The 19,484-nt window shown below is 65.5% G+C and carries 20 protein-coding genes; 12 read left to right on the top strand and 8 right to left on the bottom strand.

Features of this window, described 5'->3' with window-relative positions; all coding sequences use genetic code 11:
- Both ABB27_RS00570 and gluQRS read right to left on the bottom strand, forming a co-directional pair.
- Positions 1-468: SDR family NAD(P)-dependent oxidoreductase (locus tag ABB27_RS00570; RefSeq protein WP_152984362.1), on the bottom strand; the 468-nt coding region annotated here is incomplete at its 3' end.
- Positions 469-522: 54 nt separating this feature from the next.
- Positions 523-1,410 carry a tRNA glutamyl-Q(34) synthetase GluQRS gene (gene gluQRS / locus ABB27_RS00565; RefSeq protein ID WP_057626201.1) on the bottom strand — a complete coding sequence of 296 codons (888 nt, stop codon included), beginning with the start codon at positions 1,408-1,410 and terminating at the stop codon, positions 523-525.
- Positions 1,411-1,502: 92 nt separating this feature from the next.
- Between gluQRS and htpX the strand changes: the two genes are divergently transcribed.
- Together htpX and ABB27_RS00555 are read left to right on the top strand one after the other, a co-directional pair.
- Positions 1,503-2,369, top strand: coding sequence for a protease HtpX (gene htpX, locus ABB27_RS00560; RefSeq protein ID WP_057626200.1), 867 nt, complete (start codon positions 1,503-1,505; stop codon positions 2,367-2,369).
- Between the two features lie 221 nt (positions 2,370-2,590).
- The gene (locus tag ABB27_RS00555) at positions 2,591-3,403 is read left to right on the top strand and encodes a hypothetical protein (RefSeq protein ID WP_057626198.1); all 813 of its coding nucleotides are present in this window, start codon (positions 2,591-2,593) and stop codon (positions 3,401-3,403) included.
- 194 nt (positions 3,404-3,597) lie between these two features.
- Here ABB27_RS00555 and ABB27_RS00550 read toward each other — a convergent pair whose 3' ends face one another.
- Entirely contained in the window at positions 3,598-4,425 is an 828-nt protein-coding gene (locus tag ABB27_RS00550) for an inositol monophosphatase family protein (protein ID WP_057626195.1), read from the bottom strand.
- Positions 4,426-4,544: 119 nt separating this feature from the next.
- On the opposite strand from ABB27_RS00550, the gene ABB27_RS00545 reads away from it, so the two are divergent.
- The 3 genes from ABB27_RS00545 to ABB27_RS00535 are packed head-to-tail and all read left to right on the top strand — an operon-like array spanning position 4,545 to position 8,434.
- Positions 4,545-5,312, top strand: coding sequence for an RNA methyltransferase (locus ABB27_RS00545; protein ID WP_057626194.1), 768 nt, complete (start codon positions 4,545-4,547; stop codon positions 5,310-5,312).
- Positions 5,313-5,372: 60 nt separating this feature from the next.
- Entirely contained in the window at positions 5,373-6,290 is a 918-nt protein-coding gene (locus tag ABB27_RS00540) for a phosphate/phosphite/phosphonate ABC transporter substrate-binding protein (protein ID WP_083491070.1), read from the top strand.
- Positions 6,287-8,434 (top strand): putative bifunctional diguanylate cyclase/phosphodiesterase, encoded by a 2,148-nt coding sequence (locus ABB27_RS00535; RefSeq protein ID WP_057626192.1) that lies wholly within the window; start codon positions 6,287-6,289, stop codon positions 8,432-8,434. Before ABB27_RS00540 ends, ABB27_RS00535 begins: the two co-directional genes overlap by 4 nt.
- 15 nt (positions 8,435-8,449) lie before the next feature.
- Here ABB27_RS00535 and epmB read toward each other — a convergent pair whose 3' ends face one another.
- Positions 8,450-9,478 carry an EF-P beta-lysylation protein EpmB gene (epmB, locus tag ABB27_RS00530; RefSeq protein ID WP_057626190.1) on the bottom strand — a complete coding sequence of 343 codons (1,029 nt, stop codon included), beginning with the start codon at positions 9,476-9,478 and terminating at the stop codon, positions 8,450-8,452.
- A 100-nt stretch (positions 9,479-9,578) separates the two neighbouring features.
- On the opposite strand from epmB, the gene efp reads away from it, so the two are divergent.
- From efp to ABB27_RS00505, 5 genes are all read left to right on the top strand, one after another.
- Entirely contained in the window at positions 9,579-10,145 is a 567-nt protein-coding gene (efp, locus tag ABB27_RS00525; protein WP_057626188.1) for an elongation factor P, read from the top strand.
- A gap of 117 nt (positions 10,146-10,262) precedes the next feature.
- Complete coding sequence (locus ABB27_RS00520; RefSeq protein ID WP_161809587.1) at positions 10,263-11,600, top strand: TRZ/ATZ family hydrolase; 1,338 nt, start codon at positions 10,263-10,265, stop codon at positions 11,598-11,600.
- Between the two features lie 44 nt (positions 11,601-11,644).
- On the top strand, positions 11,645-12,367 hold the full coding sequence (ubiG, locus tag ABB27_RS00515; RefSeq protein WP_057626222.1) for a bifunctional 2-polyprenyl-6-hydroxyphenol methylase/3-demethylubiquinol 3-O-methyltransferase UbiG: 723 nt from the start codon (positions 11,645-11,647) through the stop codon (positions 12,365-12,367).
- Positions 12,364-13,053: a phosphoglycolate phosphatase gene (locus tag ABB27_RS00510; protein WP_057626185.1), complete on the top strand. Its 690-nt coding sequence runs from the start codon at positions 12,364-12,366 to the stop codon at positions 13,051-13,053. The genes ubiG and ABB27_RS00510 overlap by 4 nt, the downstream gene beginning before the upstream one ends.
- Entirely contained in the window at positions 13,023-13,754 is a 732-nt protein-coding gene (locus ABB27_RS00505; protein ID WP_057626183.1) for an isoprenoid biosynthesis enzyme family protein, read from the top strand. Before ABB27_RS00510 ends, ABB27_RS00505 begins: the two co-directional genes overlap by 31 nt.
- A 231-nt stretch (positions 13,755-13,985) precedes the next feature.
- Here ABB27_RS00505 and ABB27_RS00500 read toward each other — a convergent pair whose 3' ends face one another.
- The 3 genes from ABB27_RS00500 to yidD are packed head-to-tail and all read right to left on the bottom strand — an operon-like array spanning position 13,986 to position 16,457.
- Positions 13,986-14,837 (bottom strand): M23 family metallopeptidase, encoded by an 852-nt coding sequence (locus ABB27_RS00500; protein ID WP_057626181.1) that lies wholly within the window; start codon positions 14,835-14,837, stop codon positions 13,986-13,988.
- Positions 14,837-16,183 (bottom strand): dihydroorotase, encoded by a 1,347-nt coding sequence (locus tag ABB27_RS00495; RefSeq protein WP_057626179.1) that lies wholly within the window; start codon positions 16,181-16,183, stop codon positions 14,837-14,839. Before ABB27_RS00495 ends, ABB27_RS00500 begins: the two co-directional genes overlap by 1 nt.
- 1 nt (position 16,184) lies before the next feature.
- Complete coding sequence (gene yidD / locus ABB27_RS19145) at positions 16,185-16,457, bottom strand: membrane protein insertion efficiency factor YidD (RefSeq protein ID WP_152984360.1); 273 nt, start codon at positions 16,455-16,457, stop codon at positions 16,185-16,187.
- A 259-nt stretch (positions 16,458-16,716) separates the two neighbouring features.
- Between yidD and dksA the strand changes: the two genes are divergently transcribed.
- Entirely contained in the window at positions 16,717-17,862 is a 1,146-nt protein-coding gene (gene dksA / locus ABB27_RS00490; RefSeq protein ID WP_057626177.1) for an RNA polymerase-binding protein DksA, read from the top strand.
- Positions 17,863-17,926: 64 nt separating this feature from the next.
- Positions 17,927-18,379: a nucleoside deaminase gene (locus ABB27_RS00485; protein WP_057626175.1), complete on the top strand. Its 453-nt coding sequence runs from the start codon at positions 17,927-17,929 to the stop codon at positions 18,377-18,379.
- Positions 18,380-18,409: 30 nt separating this feature from the next.
- Here ABB27_RS00485 and ABB27_RS00480 read toward each other — a convergent pair whose 3' ends face one another.
- The gene (locus ABB27_RS00480) at positions 18,410-19,078 is read right to left on the bottom strand and encodes a TetR/AcrR family transcriptional regulator (protein WP_275452858.1); all 669 of its coding nucleotides are present in this window, start codon (positions 19,076-19,078) and stop codon (positions 18,410-18,412) included.
- Positions 19,079-19,484: the final 406 nt, after the last annotated feature.

The raw sequence follows: 19,484 nt of genomic DNA, 5'->3' as shown, positions 1-19,484 counted from the left end.
CTTGGCGGCGGCGTAGTTGGCCTGGCCGTACTGGCCCTTGAGGCCGTTGATCGAGCTGATCTGGATGACCCGGCCCCAGCCGCGCTTGCGCATGCCTTCGATCACCGGGCGGGTCACGTTGAACACCGAGTTGAGGTTGGTATTGATCACCTCATGCCACTGCTCCGGGCTCATCCGGTGGAACGTGGTGTCGCGGGTGATACCGGCATTGTTGACCAGGATTTCCACCGGCCCAAGTTCGGCTTCGGTGGCCTGGATCAGGGCGCGGCCGCTGTCCGGGTTGGAGACGTCACCTTCGAACAACGCGATGTCATAGCCCTTGTCGTGCATGGTCCGCTGCCACTGCTTGGCCTTTTCGGCGTTGCGGTAGTTGGTGGCGACCCGGTGCCCTTGATCGGCGAGGCGTTGGCAGATGGCGGTACCAATGCCGCCGGTACCACCGGTGACCAGTGCGACGCGCGATGTCATGGGCTCAACTCCAGGCAGATGGCAGGGGAGCCGATGATTCTAATGAAACTGCGCTCAGCCCGGGGGCTGGATCGGCGCGCGCCGCGAGGTTTTTTGCAACCGGTCCGGCCTGAAGCTGGCTGCGGCATGCTGCAGGGTCTCGGCAACGCTGGCGGTCGCCTCCAGTGGAGCAGGGTCCTGGCCCAGCGCCACCCACAGCCAGCGCAGCACCGGCAGCGGCTGTGCGGCATCAACGGGCACGGCGGCCTGTGATTTGGAAAGCTTCTGGCCGCTGCTGTCCAGCAGCAGCGGCAGGTGCAGGTACTGCGGGGTGGCAAGGCCCAACGCCCGTTGCAGCAGGATCTGTCGCGCGGTCGAATCGATCAGGTCGGCGCCGCGGACCACGTCGGTGATGCCCTGTTCGGCGTCGTCCACCACGACCGCCAACTGGTAGGCCCAGCAGCCATCGGCGCGCAGCAGCACCACGTCGCCAACCTCGCGGTCCACGTCCTGTTGCTGCCGGCCCTGCAGGGCGTCGTCGAAGCTGACATGGCTGCCATCGGCTACGCGCAGGCGGATCGCAGGCTGCGGGCGCTGTTGGCTGGCGACGCAGTAGCGGTGGATGCCGTGCTGGCTGGCCAGATCGGCACGACTACAATGGCAGGCAAAGGCCTTGTCCTGCGCCAGCAACTGGTCGATTGCGGCCTGATACAACGCGCTGCGCCGGCGCTGGTACTGCACCGGGGCATCGGAGTGCAGGCCGAACGCGGCCAGCGTGGCCAGCTGCGACTCGACCGCGCCGGCTACCTCGCGGGGTGGGTCGACGTCTTCCACCCGCACCAGCCATTGGCCACCGGCATGGCGGGCCAGCAGCCAGCTGCCGAAGGCGGCCAACATGGAGCCCATATGCAAGGGGCCGGTCGGGGAGGGCGCAAATCGGCCGCGGTAATGAATGGCTGGCATTGAAAATGAATCGTCGGTCAGATTAATGCTTGAATTCAAGCTGTCTGCGCCGCAAATTGACTGTATCTCCCATCCTCACGGATCTGTTCCCCATGTTTACCCGTATCGGGCTGTTTCTTCTGACCAACGTTGCCGTGTTGATACTGGCCAGCGTCGTCATGTCCATCCTGGGCGTGAACTCCTCGCAGATGAGCGGCTTGCTGGTCATGGCGGCCATTTTCGGCTTCGGTGGCTCGATCATCTCGCTGCTGCTGTCCAAGTTCATGGCCAAGCGCGGCACCGGCGCCGTCGTCATCACCGAGCCGCGCAACCAGACCGAGCGCTGGCTGCTGGACACCGTTGCCCGCCAGGCCAAGGCTGCCGGCATCGGCATGCCGGAAGTAGCGGTATATGACGCACCGGAAATCAACGCCTTCGCCACCGGCGCCAACCGCAACAATGCACTGGTGGCGGTCTCCACCGGCCTGCTGCACAACATGAGCGAGGACGAGGCCGAAGCCGTGCTGGGCCATGAAATCGCCCACGTTGCCAATGGCGACATGATCACCATGGCGTTGCTGCAGGGTGTGTTGAACACCTTCGTGATCGTGCTGGCGCGCGTGGTCGGTGGCGTCATCGACAGCGCGCTGTCGGGCAACCGCGAAGGTGGCGGCCGTGGCTTTGCCTATTACATCATCGTGTTCGTGCTGGAAATGGTGTTCGGCCTGTTCGCGACGATGATCGCGATGTGGTTCTCGCGCCATCGTGAGTTCCGCGCCGATCAGGGCGGTGCCTCGCTGGCCGGCCGGCAGAAGATGATCGCCGCACTGGAGCGCTTGAAGCTCAACCACGGCCAGAGCACCTTGCCGACCCAGATCGCTGCATTCGGCATTGCCGGTTCGACCGCCAAGAAGCTGTTCCTGAGCCACCCGCCGCTGGATGAGCGCATCGCCGCGCTGCGCTCGGCGACGGTTGCCTGAGCCAGAGCTGGCAATGGGCAGGGTGCCAAGCCGGCGCCCGGTCCATGATTGAAGACAACGCCCCGCAAGGGGTGTTGTCTGTTTCTGCGCTGTGCTGCGCCGCTGTGTGCATTCAGTTGGCAGATCGGCCAGTTGCCGTCTGGAGAAACCAGACGCTGGCCTTCTCTGCTTGCCGGTTTGTATCTACCCTCTAGCCCTCACAAACGAGCGGGGAGTAGACGGTGCAGGATGCACAGTATTGGGCGCTTGAGTTCTGGAACGGACTGAGCCTGCTGGATCTGATTGGCGGTGCGGTGCTGGGGACGATCCTGGGCCTGACGCTGGGAATCGCGGTCTGGATCCTGCTGGCGCGACGCGGCGGGCTTGCCCGGCGCCGGCGTTGGCATCACTGGTTGATCGCCAGCTACGTGGTGGTATTGCCGCTGTTGTTTGCCTTCATCGGCCTGCAGGTGGGTCTGGTCGCTGGCGGTCAGCGTGCGCTGTACAAGCAGATCGATCACTTCCAGCCGCATCTGCAGGCGGCAATGGAGCATTGGCGGGTCGACTTCGAGCGCAGTCTGGATACCCCGGAACTGGCGGCGATGCTGCGCGATGATGTCTCTGCGCACGAGGCTGCGCGTGCTGCGGTGGAGGCCTATCTGAGCCGGCACCGCCTGGCCGATGCAAGCGTACTGCAGGGCGAGGGCCTGATCCTGCGCTGGGTGCGCAAGGGGATCGAGCACCTGCGCAGCGAGGTGATGCTGCAGTGGGTGGAAGACAGCCTGGTCGAGCAGGTCGGCGGCTACAGCCCAGTGGATGAATCGGTATTCCGCGAAGCATTGGGCATGCGCATGAGTGAGCTGCTGCATACCAAGGGCGTGATCCGCCTGTTGAAGGCGCAGCTGGGCTCGATGATGCCGGGCATCTACTTCGGTTTGCTGCTGCCTTTGCTGATCGTGATGGCGCTGGTGTTGCTGGAGATCTGGTTGGCTGGCCGCTATGGCTGGGGCCGACAGGCGCAGCCCGGTGCGGTGGTTGTGCCGGCGCTAGGCTGATTGGCCCGCGTTTTGTGGGAGCGGCGTCAGCCGCGAAGCTGGTGTTGCTGAGGCTCTGGCAGCTCGCGTTATCTGATGGATTCCTTGCTTCGCGGCTGACGCCGCTCCCACAAAAAAAGAATCTGTGCGCACAAAAAATCCGATGCCGGTTCTGGCATCGGATTCTTGGTGATTCGCAGCTTATGGCAGCTGGATCAGAACTTCGGGTCGAACTCGGCAGCGTAGCCGGTGTTGACGATGACCTTCTGCAGGGCTTCGCACACCTTGATGTTGCCAGCCACGACCTGCTGGGTCTCCGGGCCGCGCGAATCCATGCGGTCCAGCGGGGCGCCGCGGTAGTTGCAGACCTTGCCGCCGGCCTCGCGCACCAGCAGCACGCCGGCAGCGATGTCCCATGCCTTCACGCCGGCTTCGAAGTAGGCGTCGGCACGGCCGCAGGCCACGTAGGCCAGGTCCAGCGCGGCAGAGCCGGTGCGACGCACGTCTTCGGCCTGCACCAGCAGGGTGTCGACGGTCTTGAGCTGGGTGCTGGCACGGCTGCGTTCGCGCGGGGCGAAGCCGGTGTGGATCATCGTGCCTTCCAGATCCTTGCGGTCAGACACGCGCAGGCGGCGGTCGTTGAGCACGGCGCCATTGCCCTTGGAGGCAGTGAACAGCTCGTTGCGCAGCGGATCGAAGATCACCGCGTCGGTCGGCTCGCCGTTTTCAACTAGGGCGATGGAGACGCAGTAGTGCGGGAATCCGCGCAGGTAGTTGCTGGTGCCATCGAGCGGGTCGATCACCCACATCATCCGGTTGACGCCCTGCAGGCCGCCTTCTTCGGCATAGATGCCGTATTCCGGATAGGCGCGCTTGAGTTCCTTGACGATGACTTTTTCCGCATCAGCATCGACTTCGCTGGCGTAATCCATCCGACCCTTCTGTACCACGTTGAGGGCTTCAAGCTTGTTGATGTTGCGGAGCAGGACGTTGCCGGCGAGGCGAGCGGCCTTGACCATGACGGTTACGGCGGGTTTCTGCATGGCTAAAGGCTCCCGTGAGGGCAGAGATCGGATTGGCGGGGGAAAAGAGCAAGTCCGGCGCAAAGGCCGGCCGCGCAGTTTACCATCTACAGCTGTCTCGCTCCTGATTTTTTAACGCCATGTCTGTTTCTGCTCATATTCGATTCGTTCTTGTTGGCACTCAGCACCCCGGCAACATCGGCGCAGCGGCCCGTGCGATGAAGACCATGGGACTGGCGCGGCTGGTGCTGGTAGCGCCGGAAAAGCCCTTGGACGAGGACGCTTTCCGCCGCTCGGCCGGTGCCGAGGATGTGCTCGGCGATGCGCCGGTGGTGGCCAGCCTTGCCGAAGCCGTGGCCGATTGCCGGCTGGTTTTGGGCTGCACCGCGCGCTCGCGGCGGGTGCAGCTGGAAGAGCTGCTGCCCGAGCTTGCAGGTCAACGCGCGGTGGCCAAGGCGGCCGAGCCGGCCGAGGTCGCCTTCGTGTTCGGCCGTGAACGGACCGGCCTGAGCAACGAAGAGCTGCAGCTTTGCCACGCCGCCGTGCATATCCCGTCCGATCCTGAGTTCAGCTCGCTGAACCTCGCCGCCGCCGTGCAGGTGCTGGCCTACGAAGTACGTATGGCGGCGCTGGAAGCCCAGGCTGGGGTGGCGGTGGCTGCGCCGGCCGAGTTGGGGCATGGCGAGGCGCCTGCCAGCCATGCGCAGCTGGAGGGCCTGTTTGGCCAGTTTGGCGACACCCTGGAGCAGATCGACTTCCACAAGGGCCGCGCACCGGAGTCGGCAATGCGCAAATTGCGCCGCTTGTTCATGAAGGCCGAGCTGTCCGAACAGGAGGTGCGGCTGATGCGTGGCATCCTGTCCGATGCCCAGCGCATGGCACGACTGGCAACGGAGCCAAAAAACTGAGAGATTCATCGCGCTTTATTGGTTCCGGTAATCTGTGGGGATGGATTAGGGGGTGTCGTTTTGGGTGTCTTGCGATGGCTTTGGGGAGCCGTACTGACACTGGCTGCGCTGCAGCCTGTGGTGGTCGGGGCGGTTGATCGTTCGGTTCTGGTATTGGGGCGGATCAGCGATGATCCGAAGGCACACTACGAACAGCTCAAGCCACTGCTGGACTATGTGGTGCCGCGCATGCGCGGGGTCGGGATCGTCGAAGGGCGCATCCTGATGGCCAAGGACGCGCAGCAGATGGGCAGCTATCTGCGGCGCGGCCGGGTTGACTGGGTTACCGAGACTGCCGGGACGGCGATGGCGCTGGGCCAGCGGGCGGGCGCAAAGCCGCTGCTGCTGACCGAGCGCAATGGCGTGGGCAGCTATCACAGTGTGTTCTTCGTGCGCCGCGACAGCCCGGTAACCACCCTGGAAGGGCTGCGCGGGCGCAGCCTGGCCCTGCAGAGCGCGTTGTCCACCAGTGCATATCTGGTGCCGGCAATGGAGTTGCTGGACCACGGCCTGCAGCCGGAGATCCTGTTGGACCCGCGTGACACGCCTGCCGAGGATTCGGTGGGCTACGTGTTTGCGCGCTCGGAATTGAACATCTCCACCTATGTGCACAAGCGGGTGGTGGACGGCGGGGTGATCAGCAGCATCGATTGGAACGACGACCACGCCCTGCCGCCGGCATTCCGCCAGGACATGCGCGTGCTATACCGCAGTGAGCCCATCCCGCGTGCGGTCGAAATGGTGCGCGCCGATCTGGATCCAGCCGTGCGTGAGCGCCTGCAGCAGGTGCTGTTGCAGGCCAGCAGCGATCCGGTGGCCGGACCGGCGCTGGCCAGGTTTTTCGGTACAACCGGTTTCCACGTCGTCGATCCGGACAATCTGCGCGCGCTTGAGCGCCTGCGCCGTGGCCTGCAGCGCATCCGCATGGAGGTTGAATGAGCAGGCCCCGGTTTGGATTGCAGGCGCGTTTCGTGCTGGCCAGCGGTGCGGCGCTGCTGGTGGTGCTGCTGATCGTCAGCTTCATGCTGGTGCGGCAGGCCGCGGCCCAGCGCGAGGCACTGCGCAATAGCGGCGAGGTGCTCAGCCAGGTCTTCGACCAGAGTGTGCGCGAACGCGGCACGGCGCTGGCCAATGCGCTGGCCGATACCCTGGTCAATCCGCTGTACTACTCCGATCTATCGGCGATCGGCACGCTGGTGCGCAATACCGCCCGGCAGAAGTCGGTCAGCTACGTGCTGGTGCATGACCCTGAGGGGCGGCTGGTCCATGACGGCTCCTTCGATGTGGCCGGTTACGGGCAGCCGATGCATGACCCGCTGGCCGCGGCGGCGGTTGCCGCAGTCGGGCCGCAGGTGCAGGAGTCGCCCGGGATACTGGAAGTGGACATGCCGCTGTCGATCGGCGAGCAGCGCCTGGGTGGCCTGCGCGTGGGTATGAATCTGGCGCCGGTGCGTGCGCAGGAGTCCGCCTCCATGGCCGCCCTGGAGCAGCGCATGCAGCAGGCGCAGCGGCGCGAGCTGGGTTGGGCCATCGGCCTGATGCTGCTGCTGGTCGCCTTCGCCTGCGTGATGGCCTTCTATGTGCAATACACCCTGGTGCGGCCGATCCGTTGGCTGGGCGCGGCGGCGCGGCGTATCGAGCGCGGCGACTACCTGATTGAAGCGCAGTCCACGCAGCGCGGCGATGAAGTCGGCGAACTGCTGCGCACCTTCGACCGCATGAGCCACAGCATCGCCCGGCATGACCGCGATGTGCGGCAGATGGCCTATACCGATGCCTTGACCGGCCTGACCAACCGGCTGGCTTTCCGCGAGGCACTGGACCACCGCTTGCTCGGCGCGCACGCCGCAGGACGTGGACTGGCGCTGCTGTTCATCGACATCGACGAGTTCAAGCGGGTCAATGACACGCTGGGGCACGAGGCAGGTGACGATGCCCTGCTGCAGTTCGCCCAGCACATTGCCGCGGCGGTCGAGGAGATTGGTGGCGATGACGCCTTGCTGGCCCGCTTTGGTGGCGATGAATTCGTCATCCTGATCGGCCAGGGCGCGCGCAGTGCGGCCGAGATCGCCAAGCAGTTGGCTGATCGGCTGGTGATCGACCTGGCCAAGCCGCTGCAGGTACAGCAGCGCGAGATCTTCCTGGGCAGCTCGATCGGCATCACCTTGTTCCCGGAGGATGCGGCCGATGCCACGGCCTTGCTGAAGAATGGCGATATCGCCATGTACCAGGCCAAGCTGGCCGGCAAGAATTGTTTCCGCTACTACAGCCGGGCGATGGACCATGCGGTGGAAAGGCGCCTGCACCTGGAGCAGGAGCTGCGCGGGGCCTGGGAGCGCAACGAGCTGCGGCTGGTCTACCAGCCCATCTTCCGTACCCGCGACCGCATGCTGTGCGGCGCCGAAGTGCTGCTGCGCTGGGACCACCCGGTGCTGGGCGCGATTCCGCCCAGCCTGTTCATCGATGTGGCCGAGCAGAGTGGCCTGATCCAGGTGCTGGGCCCCAAGGTGCTGCGGGCGGCCTGCGAGCAGGCCAAGCGTTGGCCGCGCAATGCGATTGGCGAAGAGTTGTTCATTTCGGTCAATGTCTCGCCCAAGCAGCTGCGCAACGGCAACCTGCTGCAGGAGGTTGAAAGCAGCCTGCTGGGCTCCGGTCTCGCCGCATCGCGCCTGCACCTGGAGCTGACCGAGACGGCGGTGATCGGCGATGAAATGCTGGCCGTGTCATTGCTGGAGAAGCTGCACAGGGCCGGCGTGCGGGTATGGCTGGACGACTTCGGTACCGGCTTCTCCGGGCTCAGTCATCTGCGCCAGGTGCCGGTGGACGGGGTCAAGATCGACCGCAGCTTTGTCGCCGACATGGAGCGTGATGCCGACGACCTGGCCCTGACCACGGCGATCATCGCCATGGCGCATGCACTGGGGATCACGGTGGTGGCCGAAGGCGTGGAGCAGGAAGCGCAGTTCGAGCTGCTCAGCCAGCGCGGCTGTGATCTGGTGCAGGGCTACTGGCTTGCCCGTCCGCTGGATGCGCCCGGCCTGGTAAGCCTGCTGGAACAGGGCTCCATGGCCGCGTTGCGCTGAGCCGGCTGTGCCGGTTCAGAGTGGCCGCTTGCTGGTGTCGCCGGCGATTTCGCGCACCAGCTTGGGCACCAGATAGCCCGACAGCCGCGCCATCAGCCCGGCGTGCAGGGCTAGCGCCTGGGCGTCGCTGACCTCGAAATGGGCCGCGCCCTGCACCTTGTCCAGCTGGTACAGGTAGTAGGGCATCACCCCGGCGGCGAAGCTGCGTTCGCTCAGTGCGGCCAGTGCATCCAGGTCGTCATTCACGCCGCGCAGCAGCACCGCCTGGTTGAGCAGCTGGGCGCCGGTGCTACGGATGCGGGCGAGGGCGGCATCGACCTGGCTGTCGAACTCATTGGCATGGTTGGCGTGCAGTACGAAGGCCACCGGCCAGGGCAGGCTGCGCAGCCAGTGCAGCAGGCTCTCGTCGACCCGCTCCGGCAGTACCACCGGCAGCCGGCTGTGGATGCGCAGGCGCTTGATGTGGGGGATGGCGGCCAGTGCGTCGGTCAGCTCGGCCAGCTTGGAGGTGCTCAGCGACAGCGGGTCACCGCCGGACAGGATGACCTCGTCGATGTCCGGATCGGCGGCGATGGCCGCCACCGCCTCCTGCCAGCCGCCCTTGGCCGCGTTCTCGCCGGCATAGTCGAAGTGGCGGCGGAAACAGTAGCGACAGTTGATCGCACAGCTGCCGGTGGTCACCAGCAGCGCGCGGCCGCGGTATTTCTGGATCACCCCGGTGGCTTTCTTGGCCTGGCCATCGCCGACCGCATCGAAGCTGAACCCGGCTACGACCTGCATCTCATCGTTGATCGGCAGCACCTGCCGCAGCAGCGGATCGGCCGGGTCGCCGTGGCGCATGCGGGCGACAAAGCCGCGCGGCACCCGCAGCGCGAACTGGGCCAGCGCATCGGCTGAAACGCCCATGGTCTGCGCATCCAGCCCCAACAGCGCCAGCAGCTCGGCCGGCTCGCGGATGGCTTGGCGCCAGTGCGCCTGCCAGCGGTCGTCGGGCAGGGTGAGGATGGCTTTTTCTGGAGTGAGGGCGGGGGCTGCGGTTATCATTGGCGGTCAGAAAAACAGATGGCCTGCCAGATGGCGGGCGTTCCATTCTAATCCGGCCGCCCGCAACACGCGGCGGTTTTGCCAATTCAGGAGTTCCAGCATGGCCAGTTACGGCATGAACGACGTAAAGAACGGGATGAAAATCCTGGTCAACAACGCCCCGGCGGTCATCATCGACACCGAGTACGTCAAGCCGGGCAAGGGCCAGTCCTTCACCCGCGTGAAGTACCGCCTGATCAAGGACGGCCGTACCCAGGAAGTGACCATGAAGTCGACCGACACGCTGGAAGCAGCGGACGTGGTCGATACCGACATGAACTTCATGTACAGCGACGGCGAGTACTGGCACTTCATGGACCCGGAATCCTTCGAGCAGGTGCAGGCTGACAAGGCTGGCATGAACGGCGCCGAGAAGTGGCTCAAGGGCGAAGAGTCCTGCGTGGTGACCCTGTGGAACGGCGTGCCGATCGACGTGACCCCGCCGAACTTCGTCGAGCTGAAGATCGTCGAGACCGATCCGGGCGTGCGCGGTGACACCTCTGGCGGCGGCGGCAAGCCGGCCACGCTGGAATCCGGCGCGGTGGTGCGCGTGCCGCTGTTCGTCAACCAGGATGAAATCATCCGCGTTGACACGCGTTCGGGTGAATACTCGGCTCGCGTCAAGTAAGCAATACGATGCAGGCGCCGCCACCCATCACCTTGCAGCCCCGCGCTGCCGGTGCTGGGGATGCGGCGCCTGTTCGCATCCGGTGTTTGCCGGAGCAAGCAACAGAAGGTGATGACCGTGAGTGACGTGCAACCCCAGCAGTGCGATCTGCTTATCGAAGCCGGCTATGTAGTGCCGATTGAGCCGCATGCGGTGGTGCTTGAAGAACACGCCGTGGCGATCAGCAATGGCTTGATCGTGGCGGTGCTGCCGCGCGCTGAGGCCCGTGCGCGCTTTGTCGCCAAGCAGGTGGTATCGCGCCCGGACGCGGCGCTGATCCCCGGCCTGGTCAATGCCCACACCCACAACCCGATGACGCTGCTGCGCGGCATCGCCGATGACCTGCCGCTGATGACCTGGCTTCGCGAGCACATCTGGCCGGTGGAAGCGGCGGTGATCGGGCCGGAGTTCGTCGCCGACGGCACCACCCTGGCCATCGCCGAGATGCTGCGCGGTGGTACCACCTGCGCCAACGAAAACTATTTCTTCGCCGACGTGCAGGCCGCTGTCTACAAGAAGCATGGCTTCCGCGCGCTGGTGGGCTCGGTGATCATCGATTTCCCCAGTGCCTGGGCCAAGACCGATGACGAATACTTCGCCCGCGCCACCGAGCTGCACGATGCCTGGCGCGGCGATCCGCTGATCGGCACCGCGTTCGCACCGCATGCGCCGTATACGGTGAACGATGCCAACTTCGAGCGGGTACGGATGCTGTCCGACCAGCTGGATATCCCGGTGCATCTGCATACGCACGAAACCGCGCAGGAAATCAGCGATTCCATCGCTCTGCATGGCCAGCGCCCTTTGGCGCGGCTGGATCGGCTGGGGCTGGTCAATGACCGCCTGATCGCGGTGCACATGACCCAGCTCACCGAGGCCGAGATCCACCTGTGCGCCGAGCGCGGCGTCAGCGTGGTGCATTGCCCGGAGTCGAACCTGAAGCTGGCCTCGGGCTTCTGCCCGGCCTGCGCGCTGGTCAAGGCCGGCGTCAACCTGGCCATCGGTACCGACGGCTGCGCCAGCAACAACGACCTGGACATGTTCAGCGAGAACCGCACCGCGGCCATCCTGGCCAAGGCCGTGGCCAATGACGCCACCGCGCTGGACGCGGCGACCACGCTGCGTGCGGCCACCCTGGGTGGTGCACGCGCGCTGGGGTTCGGTGACCGCATCGGCTCGATCGAGGTAGGCAAGCAGGCCGATCTGGCCTGCGTGGACCTGTCGGCACTGGAAACCCAGCCGCTGCATCATGTGCTGTCGCAGCTGGTCTATGCCGCCGGCCGCCACCAGGTCAGCGATGTGTGGATTGCCGGCAAGCCCAAGCTGGTCCAGCGTCAGCTGGTCGACATGGACATTGCCGCGATCACCGCCAATGCGCGCCAGTGGCGCGACCGCATCCGTACCATCCGCGCCTGACCGCGCACCCGGCCGCCGCCCGGCGGCCGCAAGAGGAAACCGATATGAGCGCAGCTTCCACCTCCACCAATTTCGATCAGGCAGAACTGGACAAGTTCGCCGCGCTGGCCAACCGCTGGTGGGACGCGGACGGCCCGCAGAAGCCGCTGCATGCGCTGAACCCGGTGCGCCTGAAGTACGTGGCCGACCGCGCGACGCTGCGCGGCGCCAAGGTAGTGGACATCGGCTGCGGTGGTGGCCTGCTCAGCGAAGCACTGGCCAAGGAAGGGGCGCAGGTGACGGCCATCGACCTGGCGCCGGAGCTGGTCAAGGTTGCCCGTCTGCACGGCCTGGAATCGGGCGTCACCGTGGATTACCGGGTACAGGCCGCTGAAGACCTGGCCGAGGAACAGGCCGGCAGTTTCGACGTGGTGACCTGCATGGAAATGCTGGAACACGTGCCGGACCCGGGCGCGATCATTGCGGCCTGCCATCGTCTGCTGCGGCCGGGTGGCAAGCTGTTCCTGTCCACCATCAACCGTACCCCGGCAGCGTTTGCGGTCGCCATTGTCGGCGCCGAGTACGTCGCCCGGCTGCTGCCCAAGGGCACGCACCACTACCAGGAATTCATCAAGCCGGCCGAGCTGGGTGCATGGCTGCGGGCTGCCGATCTGTCCTTGCAGGACGTGACCGGCATGGCCTACGAGCCGTGGCGCAACCGCGCCCGCCTGAGCAGCCGCACCGACATCAATTACCTGGCCTACGCGGTCAAACCGGAACAGGCATGACCACGCACGCATTCCCGGCAGCGGTGCTGTTCGATCTGGACGGTACCTTGCTGGACAGCGCGCCCGACTTCGTCGCCACCGCCAATCGCATGCTGCAGGCACGCGGTATGGGCGAGGTGAGCCTGGAGCAGCTGCGGCCGGCGGTGTCCAAGGGCTCGCGCGCGATGCTGGCGGTGGCCTTCCCGCAGATGGGCGATGCCGAGCGGCATGCGCTGGTGCCGGAATTCCTTGAGATCTACGAAGCGCTGATTGGCCAGTACGCGCAGCTGTTCGACGGCATCGAGACGATGCTGCAGGCACTGGAGCAGGCCGGTACCACCTGGGGCATCGTCACCAACAAGCCCGAATATCTGGCGCGCCTGATCCTGCCGCAACAGGGCTGGCAGCAGCGCTGCGCGGTGCTGATCGGCGGCGACACCCTGGCCGAGCGCAAGCCGCACCCGCTGCCGCTGCAGGTGGCGGCACAACAGATCAACATCGGCGTCGCCGCCTGCGTCTACGTCGGCGACGATGAGCGCGACATCCTGGCCGCACGCGCGGCGGGCATGCCGTCGGTGGCAGCGCTGTGGGGCTATCGTCTGGACAATGACGACCCGCAGGCCTGGCAGGCGGACAGCCTGTGCGGGCAACCGAGCGAACTCTGGCAGCCAGCCGCATGGCCAGCTACCCAACCGGCTTCGGCCTGATCGAAACAACGAGGTTTGATGTGAGCAGTGCGCTGGACAGCTTCCTGGACAAGTGGCGTGAGCGGTGGCCGGAATGGGCTTTCGTGGAACGTTTTGTCGGCGAGGCCGATCGTGACCGCAGCGTGGCGTGGTTCGCGCTGCTGCAGGAATTTGACGACATGCTCAACGCCAGCGGCGACACCACGCCGCAGGACGCCAAGCTGGCGTGGTGGGGCGAGGAACTGCGCAGCTGGGACGCGCAGCGCTCGCGGCATCCGCTAGGACGTGTACTGGAGCCGGTACGTGCACCGTGGGCGCAGTTGGCCGATGCACTGCCTGGGCTGATTGACGCACGCGATCGTCCTGCGGATGCCGCGCAGGCGCGCAAGGCATTGGCGCAGTACGCCGCCGCGGTGGCAGCGGTGGAAGCGGCGATGTTCAACAGCAAGCCGTCGCCGGCGGCAGCTGAGGCGGTGGTCACGCAGATGTTGGCCTTGCGCGTGCAGGAGCAGGCGGCGGCGTTGCCGCAGTCCTTCAGCGATGAAATGGAGTGGGACAAGGCGCTGCAGGCGAGCTGGCCGTCGCGCGTGGCTGGCCCGCGTCCGCGCCGGATCTATGCGGTACTGGCTCGTGGCCGCCAGCAGGCACGCATTCGCGGCGGTGAGTACCAGCCGAGCCCGGCGGGTCTGCTGTGGCGTAGTTGGTGGGCTGCGCGGGGGTGAGCTGGGGGCAGGGATTGCTCTAGGCACTTCCTTCTCCCGCTGGCGGGACTGCAGCCCCTTTTTGGGGGAAGGTGCCCGAAGGGCGGATGAGGGCGCTTTGCGCTGTTGATCTATCAGCTTCGCGGCTTACGCCGCTCCTGCAGGTAGTGCCGAGCCATGCTCGGCTGAGGCTCTACCGGTAAAGCTTCTGCCGAGCATGGCTCGGCACTACATTTGCCACATCCCTCGGCTTTATTTGCCGCGTTCGAGCACCAGCAGCGGGTCGATGCGGGTGTCGAACCAGTTCATGCCCCAGTGCAGGTGCGGGCCGGTGGCACGGCCGGTGGCGCCAACCGCGGCGATGTTCTGCCCTTGCTCGATCCTGTCACCAACCTTCACGTCGATCCGCGACAGATGCAGGAAGTTGGAGCTGATGCCGAAGCCGTGGTCCAGCACCAGGGTGCCGCCGGTCAGGTACAAATCCGGACCAGCAAACGTCACGATGCCGGCCGCCGGGGCCTTCACCGGGGTGCCGGTGGGTACGGCGATATCCATGCCGGAGTGGCCGCTGCCCGGTTGCCCGTTGTAGATGCGGGCATTGCCGAAGCGGCCGCTGATGCGGCCCTGTACCGGCCAGATGAAGGTCTGGGTGAAGTCGGTGCGGTTGTCGTCGCGCTTGCGCGATTCGGCCACCAACGCCTGCTCGCGGGCAATGCGCTCGGCAATTGCCGGTGGCGGATTCACGGTCTTGGGCGGCACGCCGTTGACGCGTTCCACCGGCCAGTCGCGCGGGCTCACCGTGATCGACACGGTTTCGCTGCCGCCATCCGGGCGCTGTACCTGTACCTGCAAGGGGCCTTTCTCATCGCGACCGATGCCGAACACCACGCTGCCATAGCTGCTGACCCGCAGGTCACGGCCGCCATAACGGACCGTGCTGCCAGCCGGCACCTTGCCGATCACCATCGCGCCCTGCGAAGCGCTGGCCGGGAATACGACGCGGTTGTCGAGCAGGTTGCCGATGCCGTCCTGGGCCTGCGCGGGCAGGGCGGCGAGCAGGGGCGCTGCCAACAGCAGCGCGCCCATCATCAAGACCGCACGCATCAGCGGTCGTAGGTCATGCGCTGGCCGGCCGGCGCGCCAACCAGCTTGCTGCCGTCCCATACCTGCTGGCCATTGACCCAGGTGGAGGCGATGCGCGACTGGAAGGTGGTGCCTTCAAACGGCGACCAGCCGCACTTTGACAGCACGTCCTCGCGCTTGACCGTGAACGGCACGTCCTCGACCAGCACCAGGTCGGCGAAATAACCCTCGCGCAGGAAACCGCGTTCTTCCACGTCGAACAGCTGCGCCGGGGCATGGGCGAATTTCTGCACCACCTGTTCGCGCGTCAGCTTGCCTTCGTGCACGCGCTCCAGCGCCGCGACCAGCGCGTACTGCACCAGCGGCAGGCCGGACGGGGCCTGTGCGTAGGGCTTCTGCTTCTCTTCCCAGGTGTGCGGGGCGTGGTCGGTGGCGAGCACGTCGAGTACGTCGTCGGCCAGCGCGGCGGTGATCGCCTCGCGGTCGGACACTTCCTTGATCGCCGGGTTGCACTTGATCAGGTTGCCCTTGGTTGCATAGTCCGGACGCGCGAAATGCAGGAAGTGCACGCAGGTCTCGGCGGTGATCTGCTTGCGGCTGCCATCGGCACGGATCAGCGGGCCCTTCTCGAACAGCGCCAATTCATCGGCGGTGGAAATATGCAGCACGTGCAGGCGGGTGCCGTGCTTGCGGGCCAGCGACATCGCCAGGCGGGTGGACTTGATGCAGGCCTCGCGCGAGCGGATGTCCGGGTGCATGTCCGGGGTCAGCGCGTCGCCGTATTTTTCCTGGAAGGCCTTCAGGTTGGCGTCGATCATCGGCGTGTCTTCGCAATGCGTGATGATCGGCGTCGGGCATTCGCGGAAGATCGCGTCCAGGGTCTCCGGGTTGTCGACCAGCATGTTGCCGGTGGACGCGCCCATGAATACCTTCACGCCCGGCGCCTTCTTCGGGTCGAGCACGCGGATGGCTTCCAGGTTGTCGTTGCTGGCGCCGTGGTAGAAACCGTAGTTGGCCCAGGCGCGGCCCTTGGCCAGCTCGTACTTGGCTTCCAGGATGGTCGAATCCAGGGTCGGCGGGTTGGTGTTGGGCATGTCCATGAAGCTGGTCAGGCCACCGGCAACCGCTGCCGCCGACTCGCTGGCGATATCACCCTTGTGGGTCAGGCCCGGCTCGCGGAAGTGGACCTGGTCGTCGATCATCCCCGGCAGCAGCCAGCGCCCGGCCGCGTCCACCACCTGCTCGCCTTCGCGCGGGGTCAGGCCGCTGCCGATCTGCGCGATACGGTCGTTCTCGATGCGCAGGTCGCCGTCGAAGGTACGGCCTTCGTTGACCATGCGGGCATTGCGGATAAGCGTGGATGACATGTCAGTGTTTTCCTGTACAGCGGCAAGAAGGGGAATCGGCGCGCTCCGGGACCGGATCCAGCCCGCCCGGGTGGAACGGGTGGCAACGCCCCAGTCGGCGCAGGGTAAGCCAACACCCCCGTAGCGGCCCGTGTATACGGATCGCGTCCATGGAGTATTCCGAGCAACTGGGATAGAAACGACAGCGCGGCCCGAGCAGGGGGCTGATGAAGCGCTTGTAGCAGCGCAGTACGGCAATGAGGAGGCGGCCGATCACCGCTAAATGATAAGCCACTTGGCAAGCGAGCAGGATTTGTCGCAGGATGCGGGATGGCGCCGGTAAAGACTACGTGCTTTCCGCTGCCAGCCAGGGGCGATGGCGCGCCTGGTTACGTTCCGAACTGCGCGAAACGGTCCGGTGACGCCACCGGACCGGTACTGCACGGGTCGGGCATCCGTTCACATACGGTGCCCGGCGCGGTTGCTGCTGCTGGTCGGGTAGGCTATAAAGGCCCGCTTTCCCGGGCCCCGGGGGAAACAAGGAAGAGCGTTTCGTGGCTGCTAAAAAACCTGCAAAAAAGGCCGTCAAGGTCGCCAAGAAAACCGCCAAACCTGTAGTCAAGAAGGCGGCGTCCAAGCCGGTTGCAAGCAAGCCGGTCGCCAAGGCTGCCAAGCCGGCAGCGAAGAAGGCGCCCGCCACCAAGGCGGTTGCCAAGAAAACGCCAGTCAAGAAGGCGGCTGCTACCAGCAAGCCCGTAGCCAAGAAGGCTGCGGTTAAGACGGTAGTCGCTAAAAAGGCCGCCCCTGCTGCCAAGAAGGCGGCGGTCAAAAAGGTGACCAAGCCGGTCGCCGCGCCAGTTGCCAAGAAGGCAGCTGCGCCGGTTGCCAAGGCCACCAAGCCCGTTGCCAAGCCTGTCGTCAAGAAGGTGGCCGAACCTGTAGCCACCAAAACGCTCAAGACTCCTGCAAAACCCGTGGTCAAGTCCGTACCGAAGCCAGCTGCAAAGCCGGCGGCGGCCAAGTCTGTCCCGGTCGAAGTCGCCAAGACGGCCCCAGCTCCGGCACCTGCGCCGGTTGCTGCCAAGCCGGCCTCAGCGGCCAAGGCCCCGCAATCCAAGAATCCCGTGCCTGTTTCGAAATCCAACGTCAAAACTCCCGTCAAATCCACCGCTCCTGTTGCCGTCCGTCCCGTGGGCAAGGTTGCAGTCGCTGTAACCGCGCGTTCGACCGCTCCGGCACCGCGCAGCAAGTACAAGGTTGTCGAATACGACACCGATGAGGCCACTGGCCGTCCGATCCTGCCCGCCGGCTACAAGCCCAGCGCAGATGAGGAGTACATGAGCACGCTGCAGCAGGAGTATTTCCGCCAGCGCCTGTTGAACTGGCGTGCGGACCTGGTCGAGGAATCGAAGCAGACCATCGAAAACCTGCGCGACGAAGTACGTGACATCGGCGATGAAGCCGAGCGTGCCACCCGCGAGACCGAGAATTCGCTGGAACTGCGTACCCGCGACCGCTACCGCAAGCTGATCGGCAAGATCGACAGCACGCTCAAGCGCCTGGAAGCCGGTGATTACGGCTTCTGCGTCGATACCGGCGAAGACATCGGTCTGGATCGCCTGGAAGCCCGTCTCACCGCCGAGCGCACGATTGATGCGCAGGAGCGCTGGGAGCACCTGCAGAAGCAGCAGGGCGACTGATCGATCGGTTCGCTGTCACCCGAAAACCCCGCTGCGGCGGGGTTTTCTTTTTTTGGAGAAAACCATGTCCGCAGAAATGCATATGCGTCGCGCGCTGGCGCTGGCCCGCGGCAACATCGCCGCCGGTGGCCGTCCGTTTGGCGCCGTGCTGGTCAAGGACGGGCAGGTGCTTGCCGAGGCGGCCAACAGCATCCATGCCAGTCATGACCCCACCGACCACGCCGAGATGCGCGCCATACGCCTGGCCAGCGCCAGGTTGGCCAGCCCGCGACTGCAGGGTTGCGTGATCTACGCCAGCGGCCATCCCTGTCCGATGTGCCTGGCCGCGATGTATCTGAGCGGCATCGAGCAGGCCTGGTTTGCCTATGGCAACGAGGACGGGCTGGCCTATGGGCTTTCCACAGCTGCGGTCTATCAGCGGCTGGCGCAGGGCCCGCAGGCGCCCGGGTCAGGCCTGCAGCAGCTGCGTCCGCAGGACGAGCAGGGGTTGTATGCCGAATGGCGGGCAGCGCAGTAGCACCCGGGCAGTAGCACCCCGGCACCGCCGTCAGCGCAGCGCGATGGCGCGCTGCAGGTGCTCCAGGTAGCGCTCGAAATGCTCGGCCAGGTCGACCCTGGCCGGGTGCCGCAGCCATAGCAGCTGCAGGCCATCCATCATCGCCACCAGCTCGGCGGCAATCTGCGCGGGGTCGACCGTGGCAAGGATTTCACCCGCCTGCTGGGCATGACGGACGCTGCTTGCGATCAGCTCCAGCATCAGCGCGGAGCGCTGATGGAACCATGCCTGCGCGGGGTGGTCGTCGCTCAGGCTTTCGGCGTTGAGCAGCGAAAACGCCTTGATCACGCCCGGGATCTGGGTATTGGCACGGTTGACCACACGCAGCTGCTCAACCAGTACCGGCCACGGCAGCGGCGGCCCGGCGACGGCCTCTTCCAGGGTCAGATTCTGCGGGTAGCCGGGCAGGCGTGGACTGCGTTGGTCGCGCACGTCCAGCACCGCCAGCAGCATGTCGGTCTTGCTTGGAAAGTAGTGCAGCAGGCCGGGCAGGGTCAGCCCGACCTGGGCGGCCACTTCGCCGATGGATGCATTGCTGTAGCCGTCGCGCGCGAATACCTGCATCGCCGCATCCAGGATCTGTTGACGGCGCCTGTCGCCCTTCGGTGAGCGTCGGCGTGCCTGCGTATTGCGCGATGAGGTAGGTAACGGAGTGGGCAAAAGCGTGGCTCGCAAGGCTGGTTGCTGCGCAGTGTATGCGCGTCTGCGGCATTTGCTGCAAGCCAGGAAGCTGTACCCACGTCACAGTTTTTGACAAACCTACTGACAGCTAGGTTTACTGCGGCCGCGTCGCCGGATCGGTTGCTGGCGGATTGCCGGCCAACCGATCGTCTGCCTACGAAAGCTCGATGAACGACATCGCGGAGGGGCTATCGCCCACCCGGCCAGGGCGTTGCCGGCCATGCCGACCGACGCAACTGGAAGGATCCGTGAATGACGCACATGCAGGCAGAAGGGTGGCGCCGGGATGCAGGAGAGGGGCGATCACTGGGTGATCGCGCACAAGCGGTAGTGAGCGGGCGGCGGATGCGCTGGCATCGGCCGCTCTCCATCAATCTGGGAGAGC

The organism is Stenotrophomonas terrae (assembly GCF_001431465.1).
GTDB lineage: Bacteria > Pseudomonadota > Gammaproteobacteria > Xanthomonadales > Xanthomonadaceae > Stenotrophomonas > Stenotrophomonas terrae.
The sequence above is the reverse complement of the archived record's forward strand: the minus strand, read 5'-3'. Positions and strand labels throughout refer to the sequence as shown.